This is a genomic window from Variovorax sp. FW301-JW7 (assembly GCF_058788795.1).
Genome location: NZ_JBYTBC010000008.1, coordinates 71663 through 96242 on the forward strand (window position 1 = coordinate 71663; position 24580 = coordinate 96242).

Consider the following 24580-nt stretch of genomic DNA (forward strand, 5'->3'; position numbering starts at 1 on the left):
AAGCGGCAATTCCCTGGTTTCGCGGGCGTCGTCCGTGCATCGTTGGCTCGTCATGAGCCGCAAGAACGATACATATAAGGACAACGCATCATGAAGCGGATGCTGATCAATGCCACGCAGGCCGAAGAACGCCGCCTGGCCATCGTCGACGGGCAGAAACTGCTCGACTACGAAATCGAAATCGAAGGGCGCGAACAGCGCAAAGGCAACATCTACAAGGCGGTCGTGACCCGCGTCGAGCCTTCGCTCGAAGCCTGTTTCGTCGACTACGGCGAAGACCGCCACGGCTTCCTGCCGTTCAAGGAAATCTCCAAGCAGTACTTCGCCGAAGGCGTGTCGGCCAGCCAGGCCCGCATCCAGGACGTGATCCGTGAAGGCCAGGAACTCACCGTCCAGGTCGAAAAGGAAGAACGCGGCAACAAGGGCGCCGCCCTCACCACCTTCATCTCGCTGGCCGGCCGCTATGTCGTGCTGATGCCCAACAACCCCCGTGGCGGTGGCGTGTCGCGCCGCATCGAGGGCGACGACCGGGCCGAACTCAAGGAGGCGATGGACCAGCTCGAGTACCCGAAGGGCATGAGCATCATCGCGCGCACCGCCGGCATCGGTCGCTCGGCGCCCGAACTCCAGTGGGACCTGAACTACCTGCTCAAGCTGTGGACCGCCATCGACGGCGCGGCCAAGGGCGGCAAGGGCGCCTTCCTGATCTATCAGGAATCGTCGCTCGTCATCCGCGCCATCCGTGATTACTTCAATCACGACATCGGCGACATCCTGATCGACACCGACGACATCTACGACCAGGCGCAGCAGTTCATGGCGCACGTCATGCCCGAGCATGCCGCCCGCGTGAAGCGCTACCGCGACGACGCGGCGCTGTTCAGCCGCTTCCAGATCGAGCACCAGATCGAGTCGGCCTACGCCCGCACCGTGCAACTGCCCTCGGGCGGCGCCATCGTGATCGACCACACCGAAGCACTGGTGTCGGTCGACGTGAACTCGGCCCGCGCCATCAAGGGCGGCGACATCGAAGAAACCGCCACCCGCACCAACCTCGAAGCCGCCGACGAAGTGGCCCGCCAGATGCGCCTGCGCGACCTGGGCGGCCTGATCGTCATCGACTTCATCGACATGGACGAGTCGAAAAACCGCCGCGAAGTCGAAAGCCGCCTGCGCGACGCGCTGCGCCAGGACCGCGCCCGCGTGCAGTTCGGTTCGATCAGCAAGTTCGGCCTGATGGAAATGAGCCGCCAGCGCCTGAAGCCGGCGCTGTCCGAAGGTTCGTCGATCCCCTGCCCTCGTTGCGGCGGCTCGGGCCACATCCGCGACACCGAATCGAGCGCGCTGCAGATCCTGCGCATCATTCAGGAAGAGTCCATGAAGGACAACACGGCCGCCGTGCATGTGCAGGTGCCCGTGGAAGTCGCTTCGTTCCTGCTGAACGAAAAGCGCCCCGAAATCGCCAAGATCGAGCTCAAGCAGCGCGTCACCGTGCTGATGGTGCCCAACAAGACGCTCGAAACGCCGAACTACAAGCTCGAGCGCCTCAAGCACGACGATCCGCGCCTCGATCACATCGAAGCCAGCTACAAGATGGCCGACGAGATCGAAGACCCGACCTCGGTCACGCGCCGTTCGCAAGAACCCACCAACAAGCAAACGCCGGTCATCAAGGGCGTGCTGCCCGACGCGCCCGCGCCGGTGGTCCCGCCCAAGCCCGAAGCGGTGCGCGCTGCGCCCGCTCCCGCGCCGGTGGCCCCGCCCGTGGTGGTTGCTCCAGCCCCGGCACAGACCGGCTTCATGGCCTGGATCAAGAGCTTCTTCGGCGGCGCCTCGCCGGCGCCCGCACCGGCTCCGGCACCCAGCGCCATTCCGGTCGAAGCACCGAAGCCCCGCCGCGATGGCGGTCGTGGTGCAGGCCGTGACGGCGAAACGCGCGGTGCGCGCGGCGCCGACGGCGAACAGCGCCGTGGCGGACGCGGCGGCGAAGGCCGTGGCGAAGGCGGCGGCCGTTCGGGCGGACGCGACGGCGACCGCCGTGGCGGACGCGGCGGCGAGCGCCGTGAAGGCGGCGGTGGCGAACGCCGCGGCGAGGCTCGCAACACCGAGCAGCGCAACGACAGCACCAACCCGGCACGCGAGCAACGCGAGCCCCGTGAAGCACGCGCCCCGCGCGACGGCGAACAACGCCGTGGCGGTCGCGGCGAGCGCCGCGAAGGCGGCGAAGGCCGCAACGCGCCGGCCGAAGCCCTGCTCGACGGCAACCTGAACCTCGACGCGCAGCAACAGCAGCCGGCAACCGGCGGCGACGAGAACGGCAATGCCGCAGCGGAACGCGCACCGCGCGCCCGCGGCGAGCGCCGTGAACGTGGCGAGCGCGGCGAGCGTGGTGAACGTGGCGGCGAACGCAACGAGCGCGGTGAGCGCAACGACGACGCGCAGCAGCAACAGCCGCGCGATGAAGCAGCACCCGCCGGCGACGGCGAGCGCCAGCCCCGCAACGGCCGTGGCGACGAGTCGCGCGGTCCGCGCGGTGAACGCAACGACGGCCGCCGCGAGCGCCGCAACGACGCACCTGCCGCCAACGAAGGCGACGCACGCGTGGCCGAATCGGCTGCCGCTGGCGATGCCGAGCAAGGCAACAACAACGAAGGCAACGAGCAGCAAGCCCCGCGCCGCGAAGGCGAAGAGCGCCGCGGCCGTTCGCGTGACCGTTACGGCCGTGACCGCCGCGAACGCGGTCCGCGTGACGACGCCGGCAACGGTGGCAACGAAGCCAACGGCGCGGAAGCCGCACCGGTCGCCGAAGGCGCCGTGGCTGCTGCCGAAGGCCAGGCCGAGCGCCAGCCCCAGCAGCAACTGCCGCTGGTGGCGGAAGCCGCTGCCGTGGCTGTGGTGGCCACCGCTGTCGAAGTGCGCGAACCCGCACCGCAGGTGCAGGAGCAGCCGCACTTCGAGCGCCCCGCTGCGCCCGCACCGGCACCTGTCGCAGCAGCGCCCATCGTGGTCGAAGCCTCAGCCAAGCCCGCAGCCGCAGCGCCCGCCAGCAACGGCCGCGCACTGCCCAAGGTGCAGGCCTTCGAACTGCCGCTGAACGAACTCGCGCAGATCGCCGAAAGCTCGGGCCTGCAGTGGGTCAACTCGGATGCCGACCGCATCGCGCAGGCGCGCGCCGCAATCGCCGCCGAGCCGAAGCCGGTGCACGTGCCGCGCGAGCGCCCGCCGGTGATCGTGCTCGACGAAGGTCCGCTGGTGCTGGTCGAAACCCGCCGCGACCTCGGTTCGATGTCGCTGCCGTTCGAGCAACAGCAGCAGCCGGAGGAACAGCAGCGCTCGCTCTGAGCCCTGCTCCCTCGCAAATGAAAACGGCGCCTTCGTGGCGCCGTTTTTTTTGGTCTCGCGCTGCTTCAGGCCTGCGGTGGCAGCGCCTCGACGCCGGGCAGGTCCGGCATCTCCAGGATCAGCTGCCCGAAGCGGCAGGCGCACGGCGTCTTGCCGTTCTCGCTCCAGATCAGCGAGAAGTTCACGCTCGGCAGCGGCGGCAGGCCGTAGCGGCCGTCGACGATCTTCATGCCCGGCTCCACCTCCTCGCGCGTGAGCACCGTCACCGCGAGCCCCGCCAGCACCGCCGCGCGAATGCCCTGCGGACTGGCCGAGGTGAAGACCACGTGCCAGTCGAGCGACGACGTGAGGTCGAGCGCCGACCCGGCCACCTGCCGGTTGACGCACGGCTTCGGAAAGAAGGCCAGCGGCAGCGATGCGCCCTTCGGCACCTCGAAGGTCTCGGCCGCGGCCCACACCAGCTGCGTGCGCCGCAGGCAGGTGCCCTCCACCACGTCGGGCGGCGACATCACGACCGCGAGGTCGAGCTCGCCGGCGCGGATGGCCGCGCGCAAGTCGGTGTGCATGCTCACGCAGACCTCCATGCGCACCGCCGGGAACCCGCGCGCGAACTGCGAGAGCAGCGGCGGCAGGCGGTCGCCCATGAAGTTGTCCGGCACGCCGAAACGCACCACGCCCGAGATCGGCGAGGGCTGGAAGCGCCGCGTCATGGCGTCGAGCGTGTCGAGGATCTGCGTCGCGTAGCGCAGGAAGTCTTCACCGTCCTCGGTCACCGTGAGGCGGCGCGTCGTGCGGTGCAGCAGCGGCCGGCCCACCTGCTCTTCGAGCTTGCGGATCTGGTGGCTGATGGCCGACTGGGTCAGGTGCAGGCGCTCGGCGGCGCGCGTGAAGCCGCCGGTTTCCTTGACGGCCACGAAGGCGCGCAACAGCGTGGGGTCGAAGTCCATGGCGAATCTTGATCAATGATGTTTCCTAATGAATTCTAGGAAATCAAATCATTTCCATCATGAAGAGGGTTTCACCAGAATCGGCCGCTCTGCCTTTTTGGAAACCGTCCGATGTCCCTCTCCCCCGCCGGCAAGAACCGGATCGCCCTGTCCGCGGTCTGCCTGATTGCCTTGATGTTCGGCCTGGAAATCTCCAGCGTGCCGGTCATTCTTCCCACGCTTGAAAAATCACTGCACGGCGACTTCAGCGACATGCAGTGGATCATGAACGCCTACACCCTCGCCTGCACCACGGTCTTGATGGCGGCCGGCACCGTGGCCGACCGCTACGGCCGCAAGCGCGTGCTGATCGTCGGCGTGGTGCTGTTCGGCCTCACCTCGCTGGCGTGCGGCATCGCGGGCAACGCATGGGTGCTGATCGTCAGCCGCTTCCTGCAGGGCCTGGCCGGCGGTGCGATGCTGATCTGCCAGCTCGCGGTGCTGTCGCACCAGTTCCAGGAAGGCAAGGAACGCAGCAAGGCCTTCGCGATCTGGGGCGTGGTGTTCGGCATGGGGCTGGGCTTCGGGCCGATCGTCGGCGGCGCGATCGTCGCGCTGTCGAGCTGGGAATGGGTGTTCCTGGTCCACGTGCCGCTGGCCGTGGTGGCGCTGGCGCTCGTGTGGGGCAGCGTGGAAGAGTCCAGCGACCCCGACGCGAAGCGGCTCGACCTGCCAGGCATCGTCACGCTGTCGCTCGCGGTGTTCGGCCTCACCTACTTCATCACGCAGGGGCCGGGCCTCGGGTTCGCAAGCCCCGTGGCCATCGGCATCCTCGTGGCGACGCTGGCCTGCTTCGCGGTCTTCGTGTGGGTCGAGAAGATCAACCCGCACCCGATGTTCGACTTCTCGGTCTTTCGCATCCGCAACTTCTCGGGCTCGATCGTCGGCTCCATCGGCATGAACTTCAGCTTCTGGCCATTCATGATCTACCTGCCGATCTACTTCCAGAGCGGTCTGGGCTACGACGCCGTCACGGCCGGCTCGGCGCTGCTGGCCTACACGCTGCCCACGCTCGTGCTGCCGCCGCTGGCCGAGCGGCTGTCGATGCGCTACCGGCCCGGCATCGTCATTCCGGCGGGGCTGTTCGTGATCGGGCTCGGTTTCATCGCGATGCGCTGGGGCAGCGGCGTGGCGCATGCGAGCTGGCTCACGCTGCTGCCCGGCTGCCTGCTGGCCGGCATCGGGCTGGGCCTGACGAACACGCCCGTGACCAACACCACCACCGGCTCGGTGTCGAGCGCGCGCGCGGGCATGGCCTCGGGCATGGACATGAGCGCGCGGCTGATCACGCTGGCCGTGAACATCGCGCTGATGGGGTTCCTGCTGCTCGAAGGCATTCACGCGCACCTGAAGAGCGCCCTGTCGACATCGCTGGATGCAGAACAGCTGCGCGCGCTGGCGGAGAAGGTCGCGGCGGGCAGCTTCGCGTCGCTGCCCGAGAGTTTTCCGGTGCTGTCACAGGCCGACCCGTCAGGCGCCGCCGTGCATGCGGCGCTTGTGCACAGCTTCGGATGGGTGATGCTCTACGGTGGCATCGGGGTGTGGGTGCTGGCCGGCCTGAGCCTGTTGATCTTCGGCAACGGCAAGCCGTCGGCGCGAGCGGCGGGCCTGACGGCCGCCAAGGAATCCGCGTGCTCCTGAGGCCAGGACGCACGACAGAACCAATCAACGCTCAGGGCGTGTTGTCGATCTGCGCCGCGCGCTTCCACGCGTCGGCGGCCTGCGCGTGGTCTTCGCGCGCCTCCGCCAGCTGGGCCAGCGCGAGCCAAGCGCGCCGGTAGAGGTCGGGGTCCTGCAGGCCCAGCCCGGCCTGCGTGAGCAGCTGCTGGGCCTTGCCCCAGAGCTGACGCTTCATGCAGGCCATGCCGGCGAGGTACTGCAGGTTCGGGTCGCGCGGGTTGTTGCGCTGCGCGCTCTCGATGCGTGCGAGCCAGTCGGCGTCCACCGAGTCGAGCCCCGCTTCGAGTGCGCGCGTGAGCTTCACGCGCAGCCCGTCGCCGAGGCCGCGCGGGTTCGCCACCATGCGCTCCCAGGCCGGCAGCAGCCAGCCGCGTGCCAGCGCCAGGTCACCGCGCAGCGCGACCATCCGCTGGGCCGCGTGGATGGCCACTTCGGGCATCTGGCGTTCGGCGGAATCGAGTTCGGACCATGCGCGCAGCAGCTGCGCCGGGTCGTGCGCGCCGGTCAGCAGTTCGGTCGCGAGGCCGCGCACGATGCTTTGTGCCGCCGCGTCGGAGAAAGCGCGGTGCTTGGCCAGCAGGCGCGCGGTGTCGAGCGCCTCGACCGTGCGACGGTCCTGCCGCGCGGCCTTGAGGCGCAGCCGCAGCGCCAGCGTGCGGCGTTGCGCGCCTTGCGGCAGTTCTTCGAGCCGTGCGAGCGCGGCCGTCGGGTCGCGGTCGTCGAGCGCCCAGCGCGCGGCGCGCAGCTGCACGCCTTCGCGGGTTTCCGGGCTCGCGAGCACGGTGCGGTCGGCGCTTTCGTTGAGGGCCTGCTGCAGGTGGGCGTCACGCGCGGCCTTGTCCTGCAGGGCCTGTGCGCTTTCGGCGGCCAGCAGGTGCGACAGCACCCGCACCTGCTGCGCCTGCGGCAGGTCGGCGCCGAGCGCGGCCAGTGTCTTTTCTTGGGTGAGCGCGGCTTGCGCCGCCTTGCGGGCGCGCGAGAAGCGGCCGGCGATCAGCTGCACCATCGCATCGAGCAAGGCGGAGTGCAGCATGCGTTCCTTCTGCTGCAGCCGCCAGTGGCGCGCCTGCGTGGGCAGCGAGAACAGCGCCGCGAGCGCGCGCAACGCGACGTGCAGCAGCACGAAGGTCAGCAGCAGGATCACGAGCACGAGGTTCAGCGAGAGATCGACCCGCCACGGCGGCCAGAACACGGTGATCGTGCCCTGGTTGTTGCCGGCGAACAGCGCCACCGCCGCGGCGACGGCGAACAGCGCGAGGAGCCAGATTGCAGCGCGCATGAACGGATCAGCGTCCTGCGGCCGCGGTGGTCAGCGCGGCCAGCGTGTCGTCGATGCGCACCGGCTCCGTGCTGCGCACGAGCTGCTGCAATTGCTGCAGCTGCGTGGCCGCGGCCTGCGTGCGGCGCGAGGCCGGATCGAAATAGCGGTTGAGCGACGCGGTGACCTGGCCCAGCTCGCCGCGTGCGGCGTCCATCTGGCGCGACAGCAGCGACAGCCGTGCATTGAGCAGCTTCAGCTTGAGGTTCTCGCGCAGGAAGTACGACTGCTCGGGCGCCAGCAGCACCGCTTCGGGACTCTCGATGCGGCCCACGCGCACCAGCGAGCGGGCCTCGCCGCGGATGGTCAGCAGCACGCGCTGCCACCAGGGCGCATCGGCCGGAATGGGTTCGGGCCGCCAGGCGTTGACGCCGGTGCCGCGCACGGCCACCGCGTTGAGCGTGGGCAGGTCGTCCACGCTGCGCACCAGTTCGTCGAGCTTCTGCAGCGCTTCGGCGCTGTCGGTGCTGGCGCTGCTGCGCAGGCGGTCGGCATCGCGCTGCATGGCGCGCTGCACGGGCGCGAGCCGCGGTTGCGCGGCGCGTGCGATGCGCAGGTCGCCGGCCTTGAGGGCGGCGAGCAGCGGCTCGAGGCTGCCCGTGACCTGCGCCTGCTGCAGCGCAAGGCGCACGGCGGATTCGATGTCGATCACCAGGTTCTCGTCGCGCGAACGCGAGAGGCTTTGAATGAGTTCTTCCAGCTGCGAGCGCTGCAGCGCGACTTCGGCCACGCGGGTCTCGATGAGGGCCACGCGGGCGGCGGCATCGCGCACCGTGTCGCTGGCCTGGCGGGCCAGCGTGCGCGCTTCCATCGACTGGGCGGTGGCCTCGGCGCTCTGGCGCGCGAGCTGTTCCTTCATGCCGCTGACCTTCTGCCACAGCGCGATGGTCGACAGCAGCGCGATCAGCGCCACGAGGGCCACGAGGCCCATGCCGATGCGCGCCAGCAGGGTGGCCGCGGCCGCCTGGGCGGCGGGCGTCTGGTGCGGCGCCACCGTGGCGGGCACCTGCACAGGGGCGGCGGAAGGGGGAGAAAGGTCGTCGGACGGGGACGCGGCGCTCATGCGAAGGATTCTATCGACGCGATCAGCGCTTCCCGCAGGGGTGTGCAGACACGCAACGCCCCGAAACCCGCGGCCTGCGCGGCTTCGCCGATGCGTGCATGGGTGGCGATGGCGCGCGCGGCCTGCCAACTTGTGCCCGGCAGCGCGCGCTGCAGGTTGCCGATGGCTTCCGAGCTGCTGAAGAGCCAGATGCCGTGTCCGGCGGCGGCTTCGGTCGCGATGCGGCGCTGTGCATCGTCGAGTGCGGGCGCGAGACGCCGGTAGGCCACGACGGTGTCGCGCACGCCGCCGGCGGCATCGATCTCGCGGGCCAGCCATTGCCGCCCGGCCGGCTGGCCGGCTTCATCGCCGCCGCGCACGATGAGCACGCGCACGCCCGGCGACACCTGCCCGTGCGCCAGCGCCCACAGCGCCTCGGAGTCGAAGCGCGTGGCGCCGGGTGGCGGGGCGTCGATGGCGGCGGGCGGCACGCCGGCACGCAGCAGCGCGCGCTCGGTGCCGGGGCCGGTGGCCCAGAAGCGGCAACCGGCGAGGGTCGAGCTGCCACGGTGCTGGAAGAAGTGATCGACGGCGGTGGCGCTCACGAACATGAGCGCCGCGTAGTCCGCGAGCCGCGTCCACGCGGCGCGCAGCGGTTCCACGTCGAGCGCGGGCGCAATGGCGATCAGCGGCAGCGCCACGGCATCAAGGCCGGCCGACTGGAAATCACGAACCCACGCCGCCGCTTCGTGCGCCGGCCGCGTGACGATGACAGGCCCCGCGCGCATCGCTCGGCGCCCACCGTGATCAGTGGGCACCGGCGTCGCGCAGCAGCCCGGCGGCGTGCTGGCCGAGGGCATCGGCCCCCGCGAAGTCGCCGGCCTCGGCCTGGGCGTGCACACGCACCAGCGGCGCGTCGCCTTCCGGGTCGCCCCAGGCGGCATCGATACGCAGCGTGCCGTCGGGCTGGCGGCGCGCATGGGCCGCGAGCGGCATGGAGCAGCTGCCGCCCATCGCGCGGCTCACGGCGCGCTCGGCGGTGGTGCTGAGCCAGTCGCCCTTATGGGCCAGCGGCGCCAGCAGGTCGATGAGGTCCTGGCGGTCGGCGCGCACCTCGATGCCGAGGGCGCCCTGCCCTGCGGCGGGCAGCATGGTGTCGGGGTCGAAGGCGACGCGGATGCGGTCTTCGAGGCCCAGCCGCTTGAGCCCGGCCGCCGCCAGCACGATGGCGTCGTAGTGGCCTTCGTCGAGCTTGCGCAGGCGGGTGTCGAGGTTGCCGCGCAGCGGTTCGATGCGCAGGTCGGGCCGCTGCGCGCGCAGCAGCACCACGCGGCGCAGGCTGGAGGTGCCGACCACCGCGCCCTGCGGCAGTGCGTCGAGCGAGGCGTAGCGCGGCGACACCAGCGCGTCGCGCGGGTCTTCGCGCTCCAGCACGCAGGCCAGCTTGAAGCCCTCGGGCAGCTCCATCGGCACATCCTTGAGCGAATGCACGGCGATGTCGGCACGCCCGTCTTCGAGCGCGGCTTCGAGTTCCTTGACGAAGAGGCCCTTGCCGCCGACCTTGCTCAGCGTGCGGTCCAGGATCTGGTCACCACGGGTCGTCATGCCCAGCAGGCTGACGCTGTGGCCTCGTTCTTGCAAAAGCGTTTGCACGTGTTCGGCCTGCCACAGGGCCAGCCGGCTTTCGCGCGTGGCGATCACGATGTTGCTCAAGATCGCTCCCAAAAAAGTACATGGTTTCTGACCTCTGGAATGCTAGCATGTTGCGCCGCAGCAACGGAGGCGGCGCGTCCATTCAAGTCCCCAGGAACAACATCGAATGAAAGCCAGCAAGACTCCTGCATCCCCCGCCAAGCGCCGCCAGACCGAAGACCAGCCATTGATCGACGACATCCGGCTGTTGGGCCGAATCCTCGGCGACGTGATCCGGGAGCAGGAGGGCGACGAAACCTACGCGCTGGTCGAGAAGATCCGCACCCTGTCGGTGTCGTTCCGGCGCGACGCCGACCATGCCGCCGACCGCGCGCTGAAGAACCTGCTCAAAGGCCTGAGCGCCGCCGAAACGGTGCGCGTGATCCGCGCCTTCACCTACTTCAGCCACCTGGCCAACCTGGCCGAAGACCGCCACCAGATCCGCCGCCGCACCGAGGCCGAGCGCGAAGGCGTGCAGGCCGACGGCGACCTGCAGACCGCGCTGGCCCGCATCCGCAAGGCCGGCATCAAGCCCGACGAGATCGTCGCCTCGCTGGCCCACAGCTACGTGTCGCCCGTGCTCACGGCGCACCCGACCGAAGTGCAGCGCAAGAGCATCCTCGACGCCGAGCGCGCCATCGCCCTGCTGCTCACCACGCGCGACGAGATCAAGCTGCGCCAGAACGCCTACGCGGGCGGAAAAGACGCGCTCTCGCCCATCGAACTGGCCGAGAACGAAACCCAGGTGCGCATCCGCGTCACGCAGATCTGGCAGACGCGCATCCTGCGTTTCTCCAAGCTCACCGTGGCCGACGAGATCGAGAACGCGCTGAGCTACTACGAGGCCACCTTCCTGCGCGAGATTCCGCGCGTGTACGCCGACCTCGAGAAGGCGCTGGTGCAAGGCGGACAGACGCCCTCGGTCGCGCCCTTCCTGCGCATGGGCCAGTGGATCGGCGGCGACCGCGACGGCAACCCCAACGTCACGGCCGAGACGCTCGAGTACGCGCTGAGCCGCCAGTCGGAACTCGCGCTGCGCCACTACCTCACCGAGGTGCACTACCTGGGCGGCGAGCTGTCGCTGTCGGCCACGCTGGTCGACGTGTCGGTCGAGATGCAGGCGCTGGCCGAACGCTCGCCCGACACCAATGAGCACCGCAAGGACGAGCCCTACCGCCGCGCCCTCACCGGCGTGTACGCGCGCCTGGCGGCCACGCTGCGCGAACTCAGCGGCGGCGAGGCCGCGCGCCATGCGGTCGCGCCGCAGAACCCGTATGCGAACGCCGAAGAATTCCTGGCCGAGCTGCGCACCATCGAAGAGTCGCTGGTCGAGAAGCACGGCACCGTGCTCGCGGCGCCGCGCCTGCGTCCGCTGATCCGCGCGGTGGAGGTGTTCGGCTTCCACCTGGCCACGGTCGACCTGCGCCAGAGTTCCGACAAGCACGAGGCCGTGATCGCCGAGCTGCTGGCCACCGCGCGCATCGAGCCCTCGTATGCGTCGCTGGCCGAAGAGGCCAAGCAGACGCTGCTGCTCAAGCTGCTCGACGACGCCCGCCCGCTGCGCGTGCCCGACGCCGACTACTCGCCGCTCGCCAGAAGCGAGCTGGCCATCTTCGCGGCCGCGCGCACCGCGCGTGCACGCTACGGCGCGGCGGCCATCCGCCACTACATCATCAGCCACACCGAAACGGTGAGCGACCTGCTCGAAGCCCTGCTGCTGCAAAAGGAAGTGGGCCTGCTGCGCGGCGCGATGGACAGCAACGCGACCTGCGACCTGATCGTGGTGCCGCTGTTCGAAACCATCGAAGACCTGCGCAACGCCGCGCCCATCGTGCGCGCCTTCTACGCGCTGCCGAACATCCAGGCGCTCATCGAACGCTCGGGTGCCGAGCAGGACGTGATGCTGGGCTACTCCGACAGCAACAAGGACGGCGGCATCTTCACCAGCAACTGGGAGCTGTACCGCGCGGGCATCGCGCTGGTGTCGCTGTTCGACGAGCTGAACAAGAAGAAAAAGAACCCGATCCGCCTGCGCATGTTCCACGGCCGCGGCGGCACGGTGGGACGCGGCGGCGGCCCGAGCTACCAGGCCATCCTGGCGCAGCCGCCCGGCACGGTGCGCGGCCAGATCCGCCTCACCGAACAGGGCGAAGTCATCGGCTCGAAGTACGCCAACCGCGAGATCGGCCGGCGCAACCTCGAGACGCTGGTGGCCGCCACGCTCGAAGCCACGCTGCTGCCGCAGGGCAAGTCGGCACCGGCGAACTTCCTCTCGGCCGCGGGCGAACTGTCGACCGCGAGCATGGCCGCGTACCGCAAGCTCGTGTACGAGACCCCGGGCTTCGGCGACTACTTCTTCGGCTCCACGCCGATCCGCGAGATCGCCGAACTCAACATCGGCTCGCGCCCCGCCTCGCGCAACCCGAGCCACAAGATCGACGACCTGCGCGCCGTGCCGTGGAGCTTCAGCTGGGGCCAGTGCCGCCTCACGCTGCCGGGCTGGTTCGGCTTCGGCTCGGGCGTGGAGCAGTTCCTGGCCGCCGCCGGCACCGCCGCGGGCAAGAAGGAACGCCAGGCGCTGCTGCAGCGCATGTACGCGCAGTGGCCGTTCTTTCGCACGCTGCTGTCGAACATGGACATGGTGCTGGCCAAGAGCGACCTCGCGCTGGCCTCGCGCTATGCCGAGCTGGTCATCGACCGCAAGCTGCGCCTGAAGGTGTTCTCGATGATCGAGGCCGAATGGCAACGCACCTCGGACGCGCTCACGCTCATCACGGGCGCCAAGCAGCGGCTCGAGGGCAATGCCGAGATGCAGCGCTCGGTGCGCCACCGCTTCCCCTACATCGACCCGCTGCACCACCTGCAGGTCGAGCTGATGCGGCGCTATCGCGCGGGCGATGGCGGCGAGCGGCTGCAGCGCGGCATCCACATCTCGATCAACGGGGTGGCGGCGGGGCTGCGCAACACGGGCTGATCGGCGGGCAGCCTCCATGGACAAAGGGCGCCTTGTGCGCCCTTTCCTACGTGCGCTGTCGGCAATGAGGTACCTGTAAGGTCATTTAAAAGGGTACGGTCGGGACACGTTCACAGTTCTCGCAATCGCGCGGCAGCTCGAAGTCGTTTCACAGGAGCCCGTTGCAATGTCCGTCCCACAGTCCCTTTCCCATTCGCATGTCGATTTCGTCGGCAGCGATTTCGAAGCCCTGGCCTCCCACATGCGCCATTGCGCGCGTGCCCACGGGCGGTGGTTCTCGCTGCGAAGCCACATGCAACGTGTGCGCGCGCTCGCTGCGGGCCGCATTGTCACGATGGCCTGCGTGGCCGTGGTTCTGGGCATCGGCCTGTTCGCCGTCACTTGAGCGCCGCTGCCGTCGTCGACCGCCTCCAAGGGCTCAGTCACTACGCCCGGACCCTTCTGCTCGGTCCGCACGACCTGGCAGCACCCGCGATCCGCGCCGAACTCTTCGGCGCCCAACGTTTCGAACAGCACGGCCACAGCCTGGCCCGTGCCCAGGTGGTGGAAGACGCACACCACCGCGCGCGCGAAGGCGCGCCCTTCTTTCCGCGGGTCGACGAGAACCTCGAGTCGCTGCGCGCCGCCTTCGACTACATCGCGCTGATCTCGCAGAGCGGGCGCTATGTGTCGCCGGCGGCCGAATGGCTGCTCGACAACTTCCACCTCGTCGAGGCGCAGCTCCAGCAGATCCATGACGGCGTGCCGCGCAGCTACTACGCGCGCCTGCCCAAGCTCGTCACGCCGCCCCTGGCGGGACTGCCGCGCGTGTACGGCATTGCGTGGGCCTATGTGGCGCACACCGACAGCGTGCTCAACAAGACGCTGTTCACGGCCTTCCTCAACGCCTACCAGGACATCGACGAGCTGATGCTCGGCGAGCTGTGGGCGCTGCCCACCACCCTGCGCGTGGTGCTGCTCGAAAACCTGCGCCGCGTGGCCGAGCGCATTGCCGAGAACAAGGTCGCGCGCGAGATCGCGCATGCCGCGTGGGACGCGGCGCCGCACCTTTCGGTGCAAGACCTCGACGTGCTCTACCGCGCATTGCAAAGCCACGGCCTGCAGGACAGCTACCTCACGCAGCTGTGGCAGCGCCTGCCCGTCGAGCACGGCGACGACATGCCCGCGCTGGTGCGCTGGACCGAACAGCACTGCCCCAACGGCCCGGCGCTGATCGGCGACGCGCAGAACGCGCAGGCCGCGGCCAACCTCACGGTCGGCAACATCATCACGACCTTGCGCATGATCGGCCAGGTCGAGTGGAGCGACCTCATCGAACCCGTGAGCCGCTCGCTGCGCGTGCTGCGCGAACTGCCGAGCTTTGCGAACGAGAGCGAACTCACGCGCCAGCAGATCACGCATGCGATGGAGCAGGTGGCGCGCAGCACCGAACGGCCCGAGCGCGAAGTGGCGCAGGCCGTGGTCACGCTGGCGTCCAGTGCGCCGGCCGACGAAGCCGGCGCGGAGACCGACCGCGCCGACGGCACCGCCGGCTACTACCTCTTCGGCCAGGGCCGCCCCGCGCTGATCGCATCGCTGCAGGCGAACGCCACGCCGGGCCAAGCCGCACGCACCGCGCGCACACGCCCCGCGCGCAACCATCGCGGTTGGCGCCTGCCCGTCTACGTGGGATCCGTCGCCCTCGGCACCGCGCTGCTGCTGGCCGCCGTGCTGCACGGCCTGCCGCATCGCAGCGACTGGACCGCCGTCGCGGCGTTGCTGCTGCTCGCGTGGCCGCTGTCCGAAGCGCTGATTGCGCTGGCGCAACGCATCATGGCGGAGTCGGTGCGCGTGCAGGCCCTGCCACGCCTCGATTTCGCGAACGGCATTCCCGAGCGGCACCGCGCGCTCGTCGTCATGCCCACGATGCTGGGTTCGACCGCGAACAACGCCAAGCTCGCACACCGGCTCGAACTGCACTGGCTCGCCAACCGCGAGGCGCACGCGCAGTTCGCGCTGCTGACCGACTGGGCCGACGCGTCGCAGGCCGCGATGCCCGACGACGCGCCCTTGCTCGACGACGCCCAGCAGCGCATCGCCGCGCTCAACGCCAAGTACCCGCCGGCCGAAGGCACGGCACCGCGCTTCCTGTTGCTGCACCGTCCGCGCAGCTGGAGCGAGACCGAGCAGCGCTGGATGGGCTGGGAACGCAAGCGCGGCAAGCTCGAAATGCTGATGCGCCTGCTGGCCAACGGCGACGCCAGCGGCTTTCTGCCGCTCGCACCGGGCCAGCAGCTCGCGCCCGGCCGCACGCCCTATGTGCTGACGCTCGACAGCGACACGGGCCTGCCGCCCGGCGCGCTGCGCGACCTCGTGTCCATTGCCGCGCACCCGCTGAACGCGCCCGAGATCGACATGCCGAGCCGGCGCGTGGTCGCGGGCTTCGGCATCCTGCAGCCGCGCATCGTCACGCCGTTCCCGATGCGCAGCGAGCGCTCCTTCTTCCACTGGGTGTTCGCCGGGCAGTGCGGGCTCGACCCGTACGGCAGCGGCGCGTCCGACATCTACCAGGACGTGTTCGGCAGCGGCTCCTTCACCGGCAAGGGCTTGCTCAACGTGCGCGCCGTGCACGCCACGCTGAACGACCGCCTGCCCGACAGCGCCGTGCTGAGCCACGACCTGCTCGAAGGCAGCGTCGCGCGCTGCGCGATGGTCAGCGACGTGGTGCTGGTCGAAGACCATCCGCACCATGCCGGCGTGGCCGCCTCGCGCGTGCACCGCTGGGTGCGCGGCGACTGGCAGCTGCTGCCGCTGATGTGGCGCGCGCGCCGCTTCGGCATCGACGCGCTGGGCCTCTGGAAAATGTGCGACAACCTGCGCCGCTCGCTGGTCGCGCCGGCGTCTTTCGCGCTTCTGGTGCTGGTGATCTTCACGCAGGCCATGCCGCTCGGCTGGGCGCTGGCGGCCGTCGGCGCGGCGCTCACGCTGGGCCCACTGCTGGGCGCGCTGGCCGGCCTGGTGCCGACGCGGCGCGCCATCGAGCTGCGCCACTTCTTCGACGTGGGCGCGGTCGAGCTGCTGCGCGCCATGGCCGGTGCGGCCTGGCAGTTCGTGCAGCTGGCGGCGCAGACGCGCCTGCTGCTCGACGCGGCCTTTCTCGCCACCTGGCGACTGGTCGTGAGCCGCAGGCACCTGCTGCAGTGGACGACGGCCGACCAGGCGCAGGCGCAATCGAGCCAGCGCCTGAAGCCCTTCGTGCGCAGCGCGGCCCTCAGCAGCGCGGTGTGCCTGGTGCTGGCCGTGCTCGCCAACTGGAGCGCCTGGCCGGTGCTCGGGCCGCTGCTCTTCGTGCTGTGGTCGCTGGCGCCCCTCGCGGCCTGGTGGGGCAGCCGTGTCGACGCACACGCCGAAGACCCGCTCGCGCCCGCGCAACGCAGCTACCTCGAGACGCTGGCGCACGACACCTGGCGCTTCTTCGAGCACGTGGTGGGCCCGGGCGACCACCACCTGCCGCCCGACAACCTGCAGCTCGAGCCGCAGCCGACCCTCGCGCACCGCACCTCGCCGACCAACATCGGCATGTACCTGCTGGCCACCTGCTGCGCGCGCGAGTTCGGCTGGATCGACACAGCAGCCTTGCTGGCGCGCCTCACAGCCACGCTCGACACCGTCGACCGCATGCACAAGCACAACGGCCACCTGTTCAACTGGTACGACACGCAGACACTCAAACCGTTGCCGCCGGACTATGTGTCGAGCGTGGACAGCGGCAACTTCGCGGGCCACCTCGTGGCCGTGGCGCAGGCCTGCCGCGCCTTCGCGGCGGAAGAAAGCTGCCAGAGTCATGAAGCCGCCGCGCTGGAAGCACTGGCCCGACGCTGCGACGCACTGCACGACGGCATGGACTTCAGCGGCCTCTACGACGCCAAGCGCCACCTGTTCCACATCGGCCTGCGCGTCGAAGAGAACGTGCTCGACGCGAGCTACTACGACCTGCTGGCCTCCGAGTCGCGCCTGTTGAGCTTCCTGGCGATTGCGAAGGGCGACGTGCCCCGCCGCCACTGGATGGCGCTGGGCCGCCCGTTCCTGCTGGTGGGCTTCCAGCCCAGCCTGAAGTCGTGGTCGGGCTCGATGTTCGAGTACTTGATGCCGGCGCTCGTGATGACGGAGCCCACCGATGGCCTGCTGCAGGTGGCCAACGCCGCGGCCATCGCCGAGCAGCAGGCTTTCGGCCGTGCGCAGAACATGCCGTGGGGCGTGTCCGAGTCGGCCTACTTCGCGCAAGACCATTCGCTGGCGTACCAGTACTCGCCCTTCGGCGTGCCGCGCCTGGCGCTGCGGCGCACGCCACCGACCGACCGCGTGGTGGCGCCTTACGCCAGCCTGATGGCCGCACCGTTCGCGCCCGAAGCGGCCGTCATCAATCTCGAACTACTCGAATCGCTCGGCGCGCGCGGCGAATTCGGTTTTCACGACGCGATCGACTTCACCACCTCGCGCCAGGCCGAGGGCCAGGACTTCACCGTCGTGCGCAACTTCATGGCGCACCACCAGGGCATGTCGCTGGTGGCGCTGTGCAACGTGCTGCGCGACGACGCGCCGCGCCGCTGGTTCGGCAGCGCCGCGCTGGTGCAGGCGCACGAGTCGCTGCTGCACGAGCGCACGCCGCGCCAGATCATCGGCAGCGCCGACCCGCGCACGCCGCCCGAGCCCAGCCAGGCCGAGCTGGCGCCGCTGTTCCAGCCGCGCGTGGTCGATCCGACGGGGCCGGGCTTCCAGCCCACGCACCTGCTGTCGAACGGCCGCTACACGGTGGCGCTGCGGGCCAACGGCGCGGGCGTGAGCCGCTGGCGCGCGTTCAATGTGACGCGCTGGCGCGACGATCCGCTGCGCGACAGCTACGGCACTTTCTTCTATGTACGCGACGAAGGGAAAGCCGAGCTCACCTCGCTCACCGCCCTGCCCGCGCCCGGCGCCGACTGGCACTACCGCACCCGCTTCCTGGCCGACCAGGTGCAGTTCGATGCGGCCGGCCCCGGCCTGCAGGTGCGCACCACGGTGCTCATCAGCCCCGAGGACGACACCGAGCTGCGCAACATCACGCTGCACAACTCGGGCGACGAAACGCGCACGCTCGAACTCGTCTCCTACTTCGAGCCCGTGCTGTCGAACCCCAAGGCCGACGAGGCGCATCCGGCCTTTGCCAACCTGTTCGTCGAATCGCGCTGGGAGCCCACGTGGCGCGCGCTGCTGCTGTCGCGCAAGCCGCGCCTGCATGGCGATGCGGTGGTGGCCGCGGTGCACTTCGTGGCCTCGGTCGATGCCCACGTGCTGTCGATCGACTGCATGACCGACCGGCGCGCCTTCATCGGCCGCAACCGCACGCTGGCCGACCCTGCGCTCGACCCGCAACCGCTCACGGCCCAGGGCAAGCCGATGAACGGCCTGGACCCCATCGCCTGCCTGCGCGTGCGCCTGTCGATTGCGCCGGGCACCACCGCGCGCCTGAGCTTCGCCACCGCCGCCGACGAGAGCATCGAGGCGCTGATGCCCTGCATCGACCGCTATCTGCAGCCCATGCACGTGGAGCGCGCCACCCGCATGGCCGCCACGCTGGCGCAGGTGCGGCTGCGCGACCTGAGCATCGCGCCCGCGCAGAACCTGGCGCTGCAGGACCTGACGACCATCCTCACCTACACCACGCCGCGCGTGATGAGCGACCGCGGGCTGATCGACCTGCGCCAGATCTGGCGCTTCGGCATCTCGGGCGACAAGCCCATCGTGCTCGTCTACATCCACTCGATGAACGGCATGGGCCTCATCAACACGCTGCTGCGCGCGCAGCCGTGGTGGGGTTTCGGCGGCGTGGCCTGCGACCTGGTGGTGCTCAACAGCGAACCGAACTCGTACCTCATGCCGCTGCAGCGCGAGATCGAGATGCTGCGCACGCGCGTCGCACAGCAGACGCAGAACAGCTTTCCGCGCAACGACACCGCCGGCTTCTACCTCTTGCGCGACCAGGACGTGGTGCCGTCGGAAAAGGCCGCGCTCTCCAGCCTGGCGCGCGTGGTGTTCACGGCCGACGGCCGCGCGCTCGAAGTGCAGGTGGCGGCGTTGCATGAAGCACGCAGCCCCACGATTGCGGACGACAGCAGCGCACCGGTGCAGCACCGCACGCCGCTGTTGAGCCGGCAGGCAACCTCGCCGACCCACACAGCCCCCACCGGCGACTTCGACGCCGAGAGCGGCGAGTTCCGCTTCGAGGTCGGCCCCGACCGCCGCACGCCGCGCCCGTGGATCAACGTGATCGCCAACGCCACCTTCGGCTTCCAGGTGTCCGAATGGGGCACCGGCTACACCTGGGCCGGCAACAGCCGCATGCACCAGGTCACGCCGTGGTCGAACGACCCGGTGCAGGACCCGGCCTTCGAGCATTACCTGCTGCAGGACGTGGCCTCGCGCGAGATGCTGCCGCTGACACCTGCCGGCGGTGGCGACGGCACCACCCGCCACCGCGTGCGGCACGGGCAGGGCTACACCGTCTTCGAGTGCCGCCACGGCGACCTCGTGCTCGACACCACCTTCTTCGCGGACCGCGACGAGGCCGTCAAGCTGGTGCATGTGCGCGTGCGCAACGAAGGCGCCGGCCAGCGCCGCCTGCGCGCGCTCGCGATGGTCGAGTGGCAACTGGGCGCCGCGCGCGGCGAACGGCGCACCGTGCATTGCTGGAAGCCCGAAGACCAGCCGGCCGTGTTCGGCCAGCAACGCGAATCGAGCGCGGGCTTCGGCGGCAGCGCGGCTTTTCTGCTGCTTGCCGGCCTGCAGGGCGCAACGACCGGGGCCACGCAATGGACCTGCGACCGCAGCGAGTTCTTCGCCGGCCGCGGCATCGTCGAAGTGCCCGACACGCTGGCACGACGCGCGGGCAGCGGGCTCGATGCCTGCGCGGCGATTGGCGGTGAGTTTGTCGTGGCGGCCGGCGAAACCGCGCGCTTCAGCTTCGTGCTGGGTCACGCGGGTAATGCCGACGCGGCGCTCGAGCTTGCGCGCCGCTGGCGGCAGCGCGACGTGCCCGAGGCGCTGGCGCAGGTGCGCGGCTTCTGGGACGAGCTGCTGGGCCGCCTGCAGGTGCGCACGCCCGACCCGCTGTTCGATGCGCTGGTCAACCGCTGGCTCGTGTACCAGACGCTGGCGTGCCGGCTCTGGTCGAAGGCCGGCTTCTACCAGGCCGGTGGCGCCTTCGGCTTTCGCGACCAGCTGCAGGACGCGATGGCTTTCGCGCTCACCGACCCGTCGCGCCTGCGCGCGCAGATCCTCGTGAACGCAGCGCGCCAGTTCCCCGAAGGCGACGTGCAGCACTGGTGGCACATGCCCGGCGGTGCCGGCGTGCGCACGCATTTCTCGGACGACCTGCTGTGGCTGCCGTATGCGTCGGCGCACTACGTCGAGGTGACGGGCGATGCCTCGCTGCTCGACGAAATGGTCGGCTTCATCGAAGGCCCCGGCATTCCCGAGGGCGCCGAAGACGCCTACTACGCGCCGCAGAACAGCGGCCGCATGGCCACCGTGTTCGACCATGGCGCGCGCGCCATCGACCGCAGCCTGAAGACCGGCGTGCACGGCCTGCCGCTGATGGGCACCGGCGACTGGAACGACGGCATGAACCGCGTCGGCCATGAAGGCCGTGGCGAATCGGTGTGGCTCGCGTGGTTCCTGTGCAGCGTGGTCGAGCGCTTCGCGCCCGTCGCAGAGGCGCGCGGCGAACACGAACGCGCCGCGCGCTGGACCGAAGCGCGCACGGGCTGGATCGCCGCGCTGCACGACGCCGGTTGGGACGGCGCCTGGTTCCGCCGCGCCTTCTTCGACAACGGCGCGCCGCTGGGCTCGTCGATCAACAGCGAGTGCCGCATCGACCTGATCGCACAGGCCTGGTCGGTGCTGTCGGGTGCCTCGGACGCGGCCCACACCGGCCCGGCCATGGCCGCCATCCAGAAGCACCTGCACGACGAACCGGCCGGCCTGCTGCGGCTGCTGGCGCCGCCGTTTGCCCAGTCGACCCCCAACCCGGGCTACATCCAGGCCTACCCGCCGGGCGTGCGCGAGAACGGCGGCCAGTACTCGCACGGCGCCGTGTGGGCGCTGATGGCGCAGGCGCTGCAGGGCGACCATGAAGCGGCGTGGCAAAGCTTCGAAGGCCTGAGTCCGGCCCACCGTTCGCAGCACCCCGAGCGCGGCCCGGTCTACGAGCTGGAGCCCTATGTGATGGCGGGCGATGTCTACGGCGCCGCGCCCTATGTGGGCCGGGGCGGCTGGAGCTGGTACACCGGCTCGGCCGCGTGGCTGCATCGCGCGGCCATCGAGACCTTGTTGGGCCTGAACGTGAAGGGCAGGCAGTTGTCGATGACGCCGCATGTGCCTGCGCACTGGCCGGGCTTCGAAGTCGCGCTGCGACTCGGCCAGCGCCGGCTCACGCTGCAGTGGGGCACCGTCGAAGGCGCCGCTGCACCCACGCACCATGTGGCGGTGGGCGAATGGATCGACTGGCAGGCGCTGCCGGCGGATGCGGTGCTGCGGGTAGGGTAAGGTCCGAAGCCGCTTTCACCCCCGCCCCTCCGCGCATTCATGACCAAAATCCAGTTCCGCCGACGCGTCATCGTCCTGATCCTCCTGTGCGTGGCCGTGGGCGGCGGCATCGTGCGGCACTACGCGGCGCCCGGCTCCACCACGCGCGACATCGCCACGCTGCTGATGGTGCTGTGGGTGCCGATCATCGGCAACGTGATCACCTGGCTCATCGGCAAGCTGCCGCGCCGCGCGCCCAAGCAGGCGCCGCCCGCGGGCTTCGACGCGCTGCCCGCGTTCACGCCGCACCTGCAAGCGGAGCTGACCTTCCGCCGCCCCTCGGTGCCGTCGCAGGACGTGCCGCTGGGCCCCGGCGAATACCGGGGCGCGCTGGTGCTCGACACCGAAGGCTTCTCGGTGCGCTGGCGCGTGCCGCAGGGCACGTTGCTCGCGCGCGGCACGCCGATCGCGCTCGACATCGAATTTCTCTCGCCGGCCGTCGCGCAGCCGAAGTTCGTTCAGGGCACGGCCTTCCGCGTGCTGGTCGACGAATCGTTCGTGGCCGATGGACGAGCGCTGCAGTTGCGCCCTGCCCACACTTAATCTCGGCAACTCAAAAAGACGGTGATGGCGAAAGGCGCCATTGCCGCATCCCCGGGCGGCTGCAGACAGCAAAGGGGTCGATTGTTCGCCGCAGGGAAACTGTCTACTGCTCCACCGCCCCTTGGTCGCAAGCCCCCCGGCTCGCACACTCCAATGCCCCCTCACCGGCATTGGCGCCTTCATCGCCGATGCGTTCAAGGACTGCATCTCCATGATGAATTCTTCCGGCAGCAACCCCTGCATCGACGACCTGGCGGCGCCCGCGCGCGACGCCGTGGCCGCCCCCACCCGCTCCGCGTGGCTCGCGGTCGGCTCCATCGCCGTCGGCACCTTCGCGATGGTGTCGACCGAGTTCATGCCCATCGGCCTGCTCACCGACATCGCGCGCGGCCTGAACGTGTCGGACGGCACAGCCGGCCTGATGATCACCATGCCCGGCGTGCTCGCCGCCTTTGCCGGGCCGGCGCTGATCGTCGCCTCGGGCCGGCTCGACCGGCGCACGGTGCTGATCGCGCTCACGCTGCTCTTGATCGCCTCGAACCTGCTGGCCGCGTTCGCGCCCAACTTCACGACGATGGTGGTCGCGCGCCTGATGCTCGGCCTGGCCGTGGGCGGCTTCTGGACCTTCGCGCCCGCTGCCGCCACGCAGCTGGTGCCCGACGCCTCGAAGCCGCGCGCCATGTCGCTGGTGCTGGCCGGCGTGTCGGCCGCCACGGTGCTCGGCGTGCCCGCGGGCTCGTGGCTGGGCACGATGTTCGGCTGGCGCGCCTCGTTCGCCGTGACCGGCGCGCTGGCCGCAGCCGTGCTGCTGGTGCAGCTGTGGCTGCTGCCCGCCATCCCGCCGCAACGCGCCATCGGTGCGCGCGACCTGCTCACGCCGCTCACGCGCCGCATGGCGCAGGTCGGCCTGCTCGCGGTGCTGTTCTTCATTGCCGGCCACTTCGCGGCCTACACCTACCTGAAGCCGCTGCTGCAGCAGGTGTTCGGTCTGCAGGCCAACGCGGTCTCGACGCTGCTGCTGGTCTACGGTGCGGTGGGCTTCATCGGCACCTTCCTGGGCGGCAGCCTGGTGGCGCGCAGCGTGCGCGGCACCACGCTGCTGGCGGCGCTGATGCTCGCGACGGCCTTGCTGCTGACCACGGTGATCGGCACCGGCATGGTGGCCGGCGCGGTGGTGGTGGTGATCTGGGGCGTGGCCTTCGGCCTGATCCCGGTGGCGCTCACCGGCTGGATGATGGAAGCCGTGCCCGACGCGCAGGAAGCCGGCCAGGCCCTGCTGGTGACGGGCTTCCAGGTGGCGATCGCCTCGGGCGCGCTGATCGGCGGCCTGATGGTCGACAGCCGTGGCATCTCGCCCACGATGGTGCTCAGCGGCGTGCTGGTGCTGATCGCCGCGCTCATCGTCGGCACGCTGGGCCGCGCACGCGGCGGCGCGGCGCCGCTGGCGGCCATTCCAGAGTAAAGACTCCTAGCGGCGGCCCGGCTTCTTGCCGGCCGCCACGATCGCCTCGAGCACCGTGCGCAGCGCCTTGTTGAGCGGCTTGTCGCGACGGATCACCACCGCCAGCGTGCGGTGCATGCGCGGGGCGAGGCGGCTGGCCTTCAGCGCCGGGTGGGCGCCGCGCCCCGCCATCGACATGCCGGGCACCAGGCCGTAGCCCAGCCCCGCGGCCACCATCTCCTTCATCGCCTCGACGCTGCCTAGCTCCATCACGGGCTGCGGCTGCAGGCCTTCGGCCGCGAACCAGCGGTCGACCAGCTTGCGCGTGTTGGCCGCGGGCTCGAACAGCACCAGCGGCAGCGTCGCCAGGTCGGCCGGCGTGACGCGGGCCTTGAGCGGCGCGAGGTCGGCGCGGCCGATGGCGACGAACTCGTCGTCGCACACCGGCATCACGCTCAGCGAACGCCCCGCGGCGGGCAGCGTGACCAGTGCGAGGTCGATGCTGTTGTCTTCCACCTTGCGCACGTGCTCATCGGTGTTGCCGGTGCTCACCACCACGCTCAGCGCCGGGAAGGCCTCGCGCAGCTGGCGCAGCACAGAGGGCAGAAAGTACAGGCAGGCCGTGGCGCCCGTGCCCAGCCGCACGCGGCCCGTGACGCCGCGCGCGTGGTCGGCCAGCGCGTCGACGGCGTTCTCGACTGCCGCTTCGATCTGCGGCACATGGCGCAGCAGCTCGGCGCCGGCCGGCGTGGCCCGCGCGCGCTTGCCGACGCGCTCAATGAGCCGCACGGCGAGCCGTCGTTCGAGCTGGCGCACCTGCAGGCTCACGGCCGGCTGCGACAGGCCGAGCCGGTCGGCCGCGGCGGAGAAGCTGCCGGTGTCGATCACCAGGGTGAAGGTGGCTAGCTGGTCGAGGTTGAGGTTCTTTTCCAAAGTATTCCTTATGCGCTGCATAGGCAGG

Annotated in this window: 13 protein-coding genes; 7 read left to right on the forward strand and 6 right to left on the reverse strand. The window is 70.2% G+C overall.

What is annotated here, in order from left to right; translation table 11 throughout:
• Positions 1 to 90 precede the first annotated feature (90 nt).
• Complete coding sequence (locus AC3WQM_RS21505) at positions 91 to 3342, forward strand: Rne/Rng family ribonuclease (RefSeq protein ID WP_492681526.1); 3252 nt, start codon at positions 91 to 93, stop codon at positions 3340 to 3342.
• Between the two features lie 65 nt (positions 3343 to 3407).
• Here the strand turns inward: AC3WQM_RS21505 and AC3WQM_RS21510 are convergent, their stop codons facing one another.
• Positions 3408 to 4289 carry a LysR family transcriptional regulator gene (locus AC3WQM_RS21510; RefSeq protein ID WP_489057937.1) on the reverse strand — a complete coding sequence of 294 codons (882 nt, stop codon included), beginning with the start codon at positions 4287 to 4289 and terminating at the stop codon, positions 3408 to 3410.
• A 111-nt stretch (positions 4290 to 4400) separates the two neighbouring features.
• Here AC3WQM_RS21510 and AC3WQM_RS21515 point away from each other — a divergent pair, with 111 nt between their 5' ends.
• Positions 4401 to 5969: an MFS transporter gene (locus AC3WQM_RS21515; RefSeq protein ID WP_492681528.1), complete on the forward strand. Its 1569-nt coding sequence runs from the start codon at positions 4401 to 4403 to the stop codon at positions 5967 to 5969.
• A gap of 31 nt (positions 5970 to 6000) precedes the next feature.
• Here AC3WQM_RS21515 and AC3WQM_RS21520 read toward each other — a convergent pair whose 3' ends face one another.
• The 4 genes from AC3WQM_RS21520 to hemC are packed head-to-tail and all read right to left on the reverse strand — an operon-like array spanning position 6001 to position 10081.
• On the reverse strand, positions 6001 to 7287 hold the full coding sequence (locus AC3WQM_RS21520; protein WP_492681530.1) for a heme biosynthesis protein HemY: 1287 nt from the start codon (positions 7285 to 7287) through the stop codon (positions 6001 to 6003).
• A gap of 7 nt (positions 7288 to 7294) precedes the next feature.
• Positions 7295 to 8389 (reverse strand): uroporphyrinogen-III C-methyltransferase, encoded by a 1095-nt coding sequence (locus AC3WQM_RS21525; protein WP_492681532.1) that lies wholly within the window; start codon positions 8387 to 8389, stop codon positions 7295 to 7297.
• Entirely contained in the window at positions 8386 to 9156 is a 771-nt protein-coding gene (locus tag AC3WQM_RS21530) for a uroporphyrinogen-III synthase (RefSeq protein ID WP_492681534.1), read from the reverse strand. Before AC3WQM_RS21530 ends, AC3WQM_RS21525 begins: the two co-directional genes overlap by 4 nt.
• A gap of 19 nt (positions 9157 to 9175) precedes the next feature.
• Positions 9176 to 10081, reverse strand: a complete 906-nt coding sequence (hemC, locus tag AC3WQM_RS21535; RefSeq protein WP_492681536.1) for a hydroxymethylbilane synthase — start codon at positions 10079 to 10081, stop codon at positions 9176 to 9178.
• A gap of 106 nt (positions 10082 to 10187) precedes the next feature.
• Between hemC and ppc the strand changes: the two genes are divergently transcribed.
• The 5 genes from ppc to AC3WQM_RS21560 all read left to right on the forward strand — a co-directional run bounded on the left by ppc (position 10188) and on the right by AC3WQM_RS21560 (position 23640).
• Positions 10188 to 13034 (forward strand): phosphoenolpyruvate carboxylase, encoded by a 2847-nt coding sequence (gene ppc / locus AC3WQM_RS21540; protein ID WP_492681538.1) that lies wholly within the window; start codon positions 10188 to 10190, stop codon positions 13032 to 13034.
• Positions 13035 to 13200: 166 nt separating this feature from the next.
• The gene (locus AC3WQM_RS21545) at positions 13201 to 13419 is read left to right on the forward strand and encodes a hypothetical protein (RefSeq protein WP_492681540.1); all 219 of its coding nucleotides are present in this window, start codon (positions 13201 to 13203) and stop codon (positions 13417 to 13419) included.
• Positions 13416 to 21596: a glycoside hydrolase family 94 protein gene (locus AC3WQM_RS21550; protein ID WP_492681542.1), complete on the forward strand. Its 8181-nt coding sequence runs from the start codon at positions 13416 to 13418 to the stop codon at positions 21594 to 21596. The genes AC3WQM_RS21545 and AC3WQM_RS21550 overlap by 4 nt, the downstream gene beginning before the upstream one ends.
• Positions 21597 to 21635: 39 nt before the next feature.
• Positions 21636 to 22178: a hypothetical protein gene (locus tag AC3WQM_RS21555; RefSeq protein WP_492681544.1), complete on the forward strand. Its 543-nt coding sequence runs from the start codon at positions 21636 to 21638 to the stop codon at positions 22176 to 22178.
• 211 nt (positions 22179 to 22389) lie between these two features.
• Positions 22390 to 23640, forward strand: a complete 1251-nt coding sequence (locus AC3WQM_RS21560) for an MFS transporter (RefSeq protein WP_492681546.1) — start codon at positions 22390 to 22392, stop codon at positions 23638 to 23640.
• Between the two features lie 6 nt (positions 23641 to 23646).
• Here AC3WQM_RS21560 and AC3WQM_RS21565 read toward each other — a convergent pair whose 3' ends face one another.
• On the reverse strand, positions 23647 to 24573 hold the full coding sequence (locus AC3WQM_RS21565) for a LysR family transcriptional regulator (RefSeq protein ID WP_492681548.1): 927 nt from the start codon (positions 24571 to 24573) through the stop codon (positions 23647 to 23649).
• Positions 24574 to 24580 lie beyond the last annotated feature (7 nt).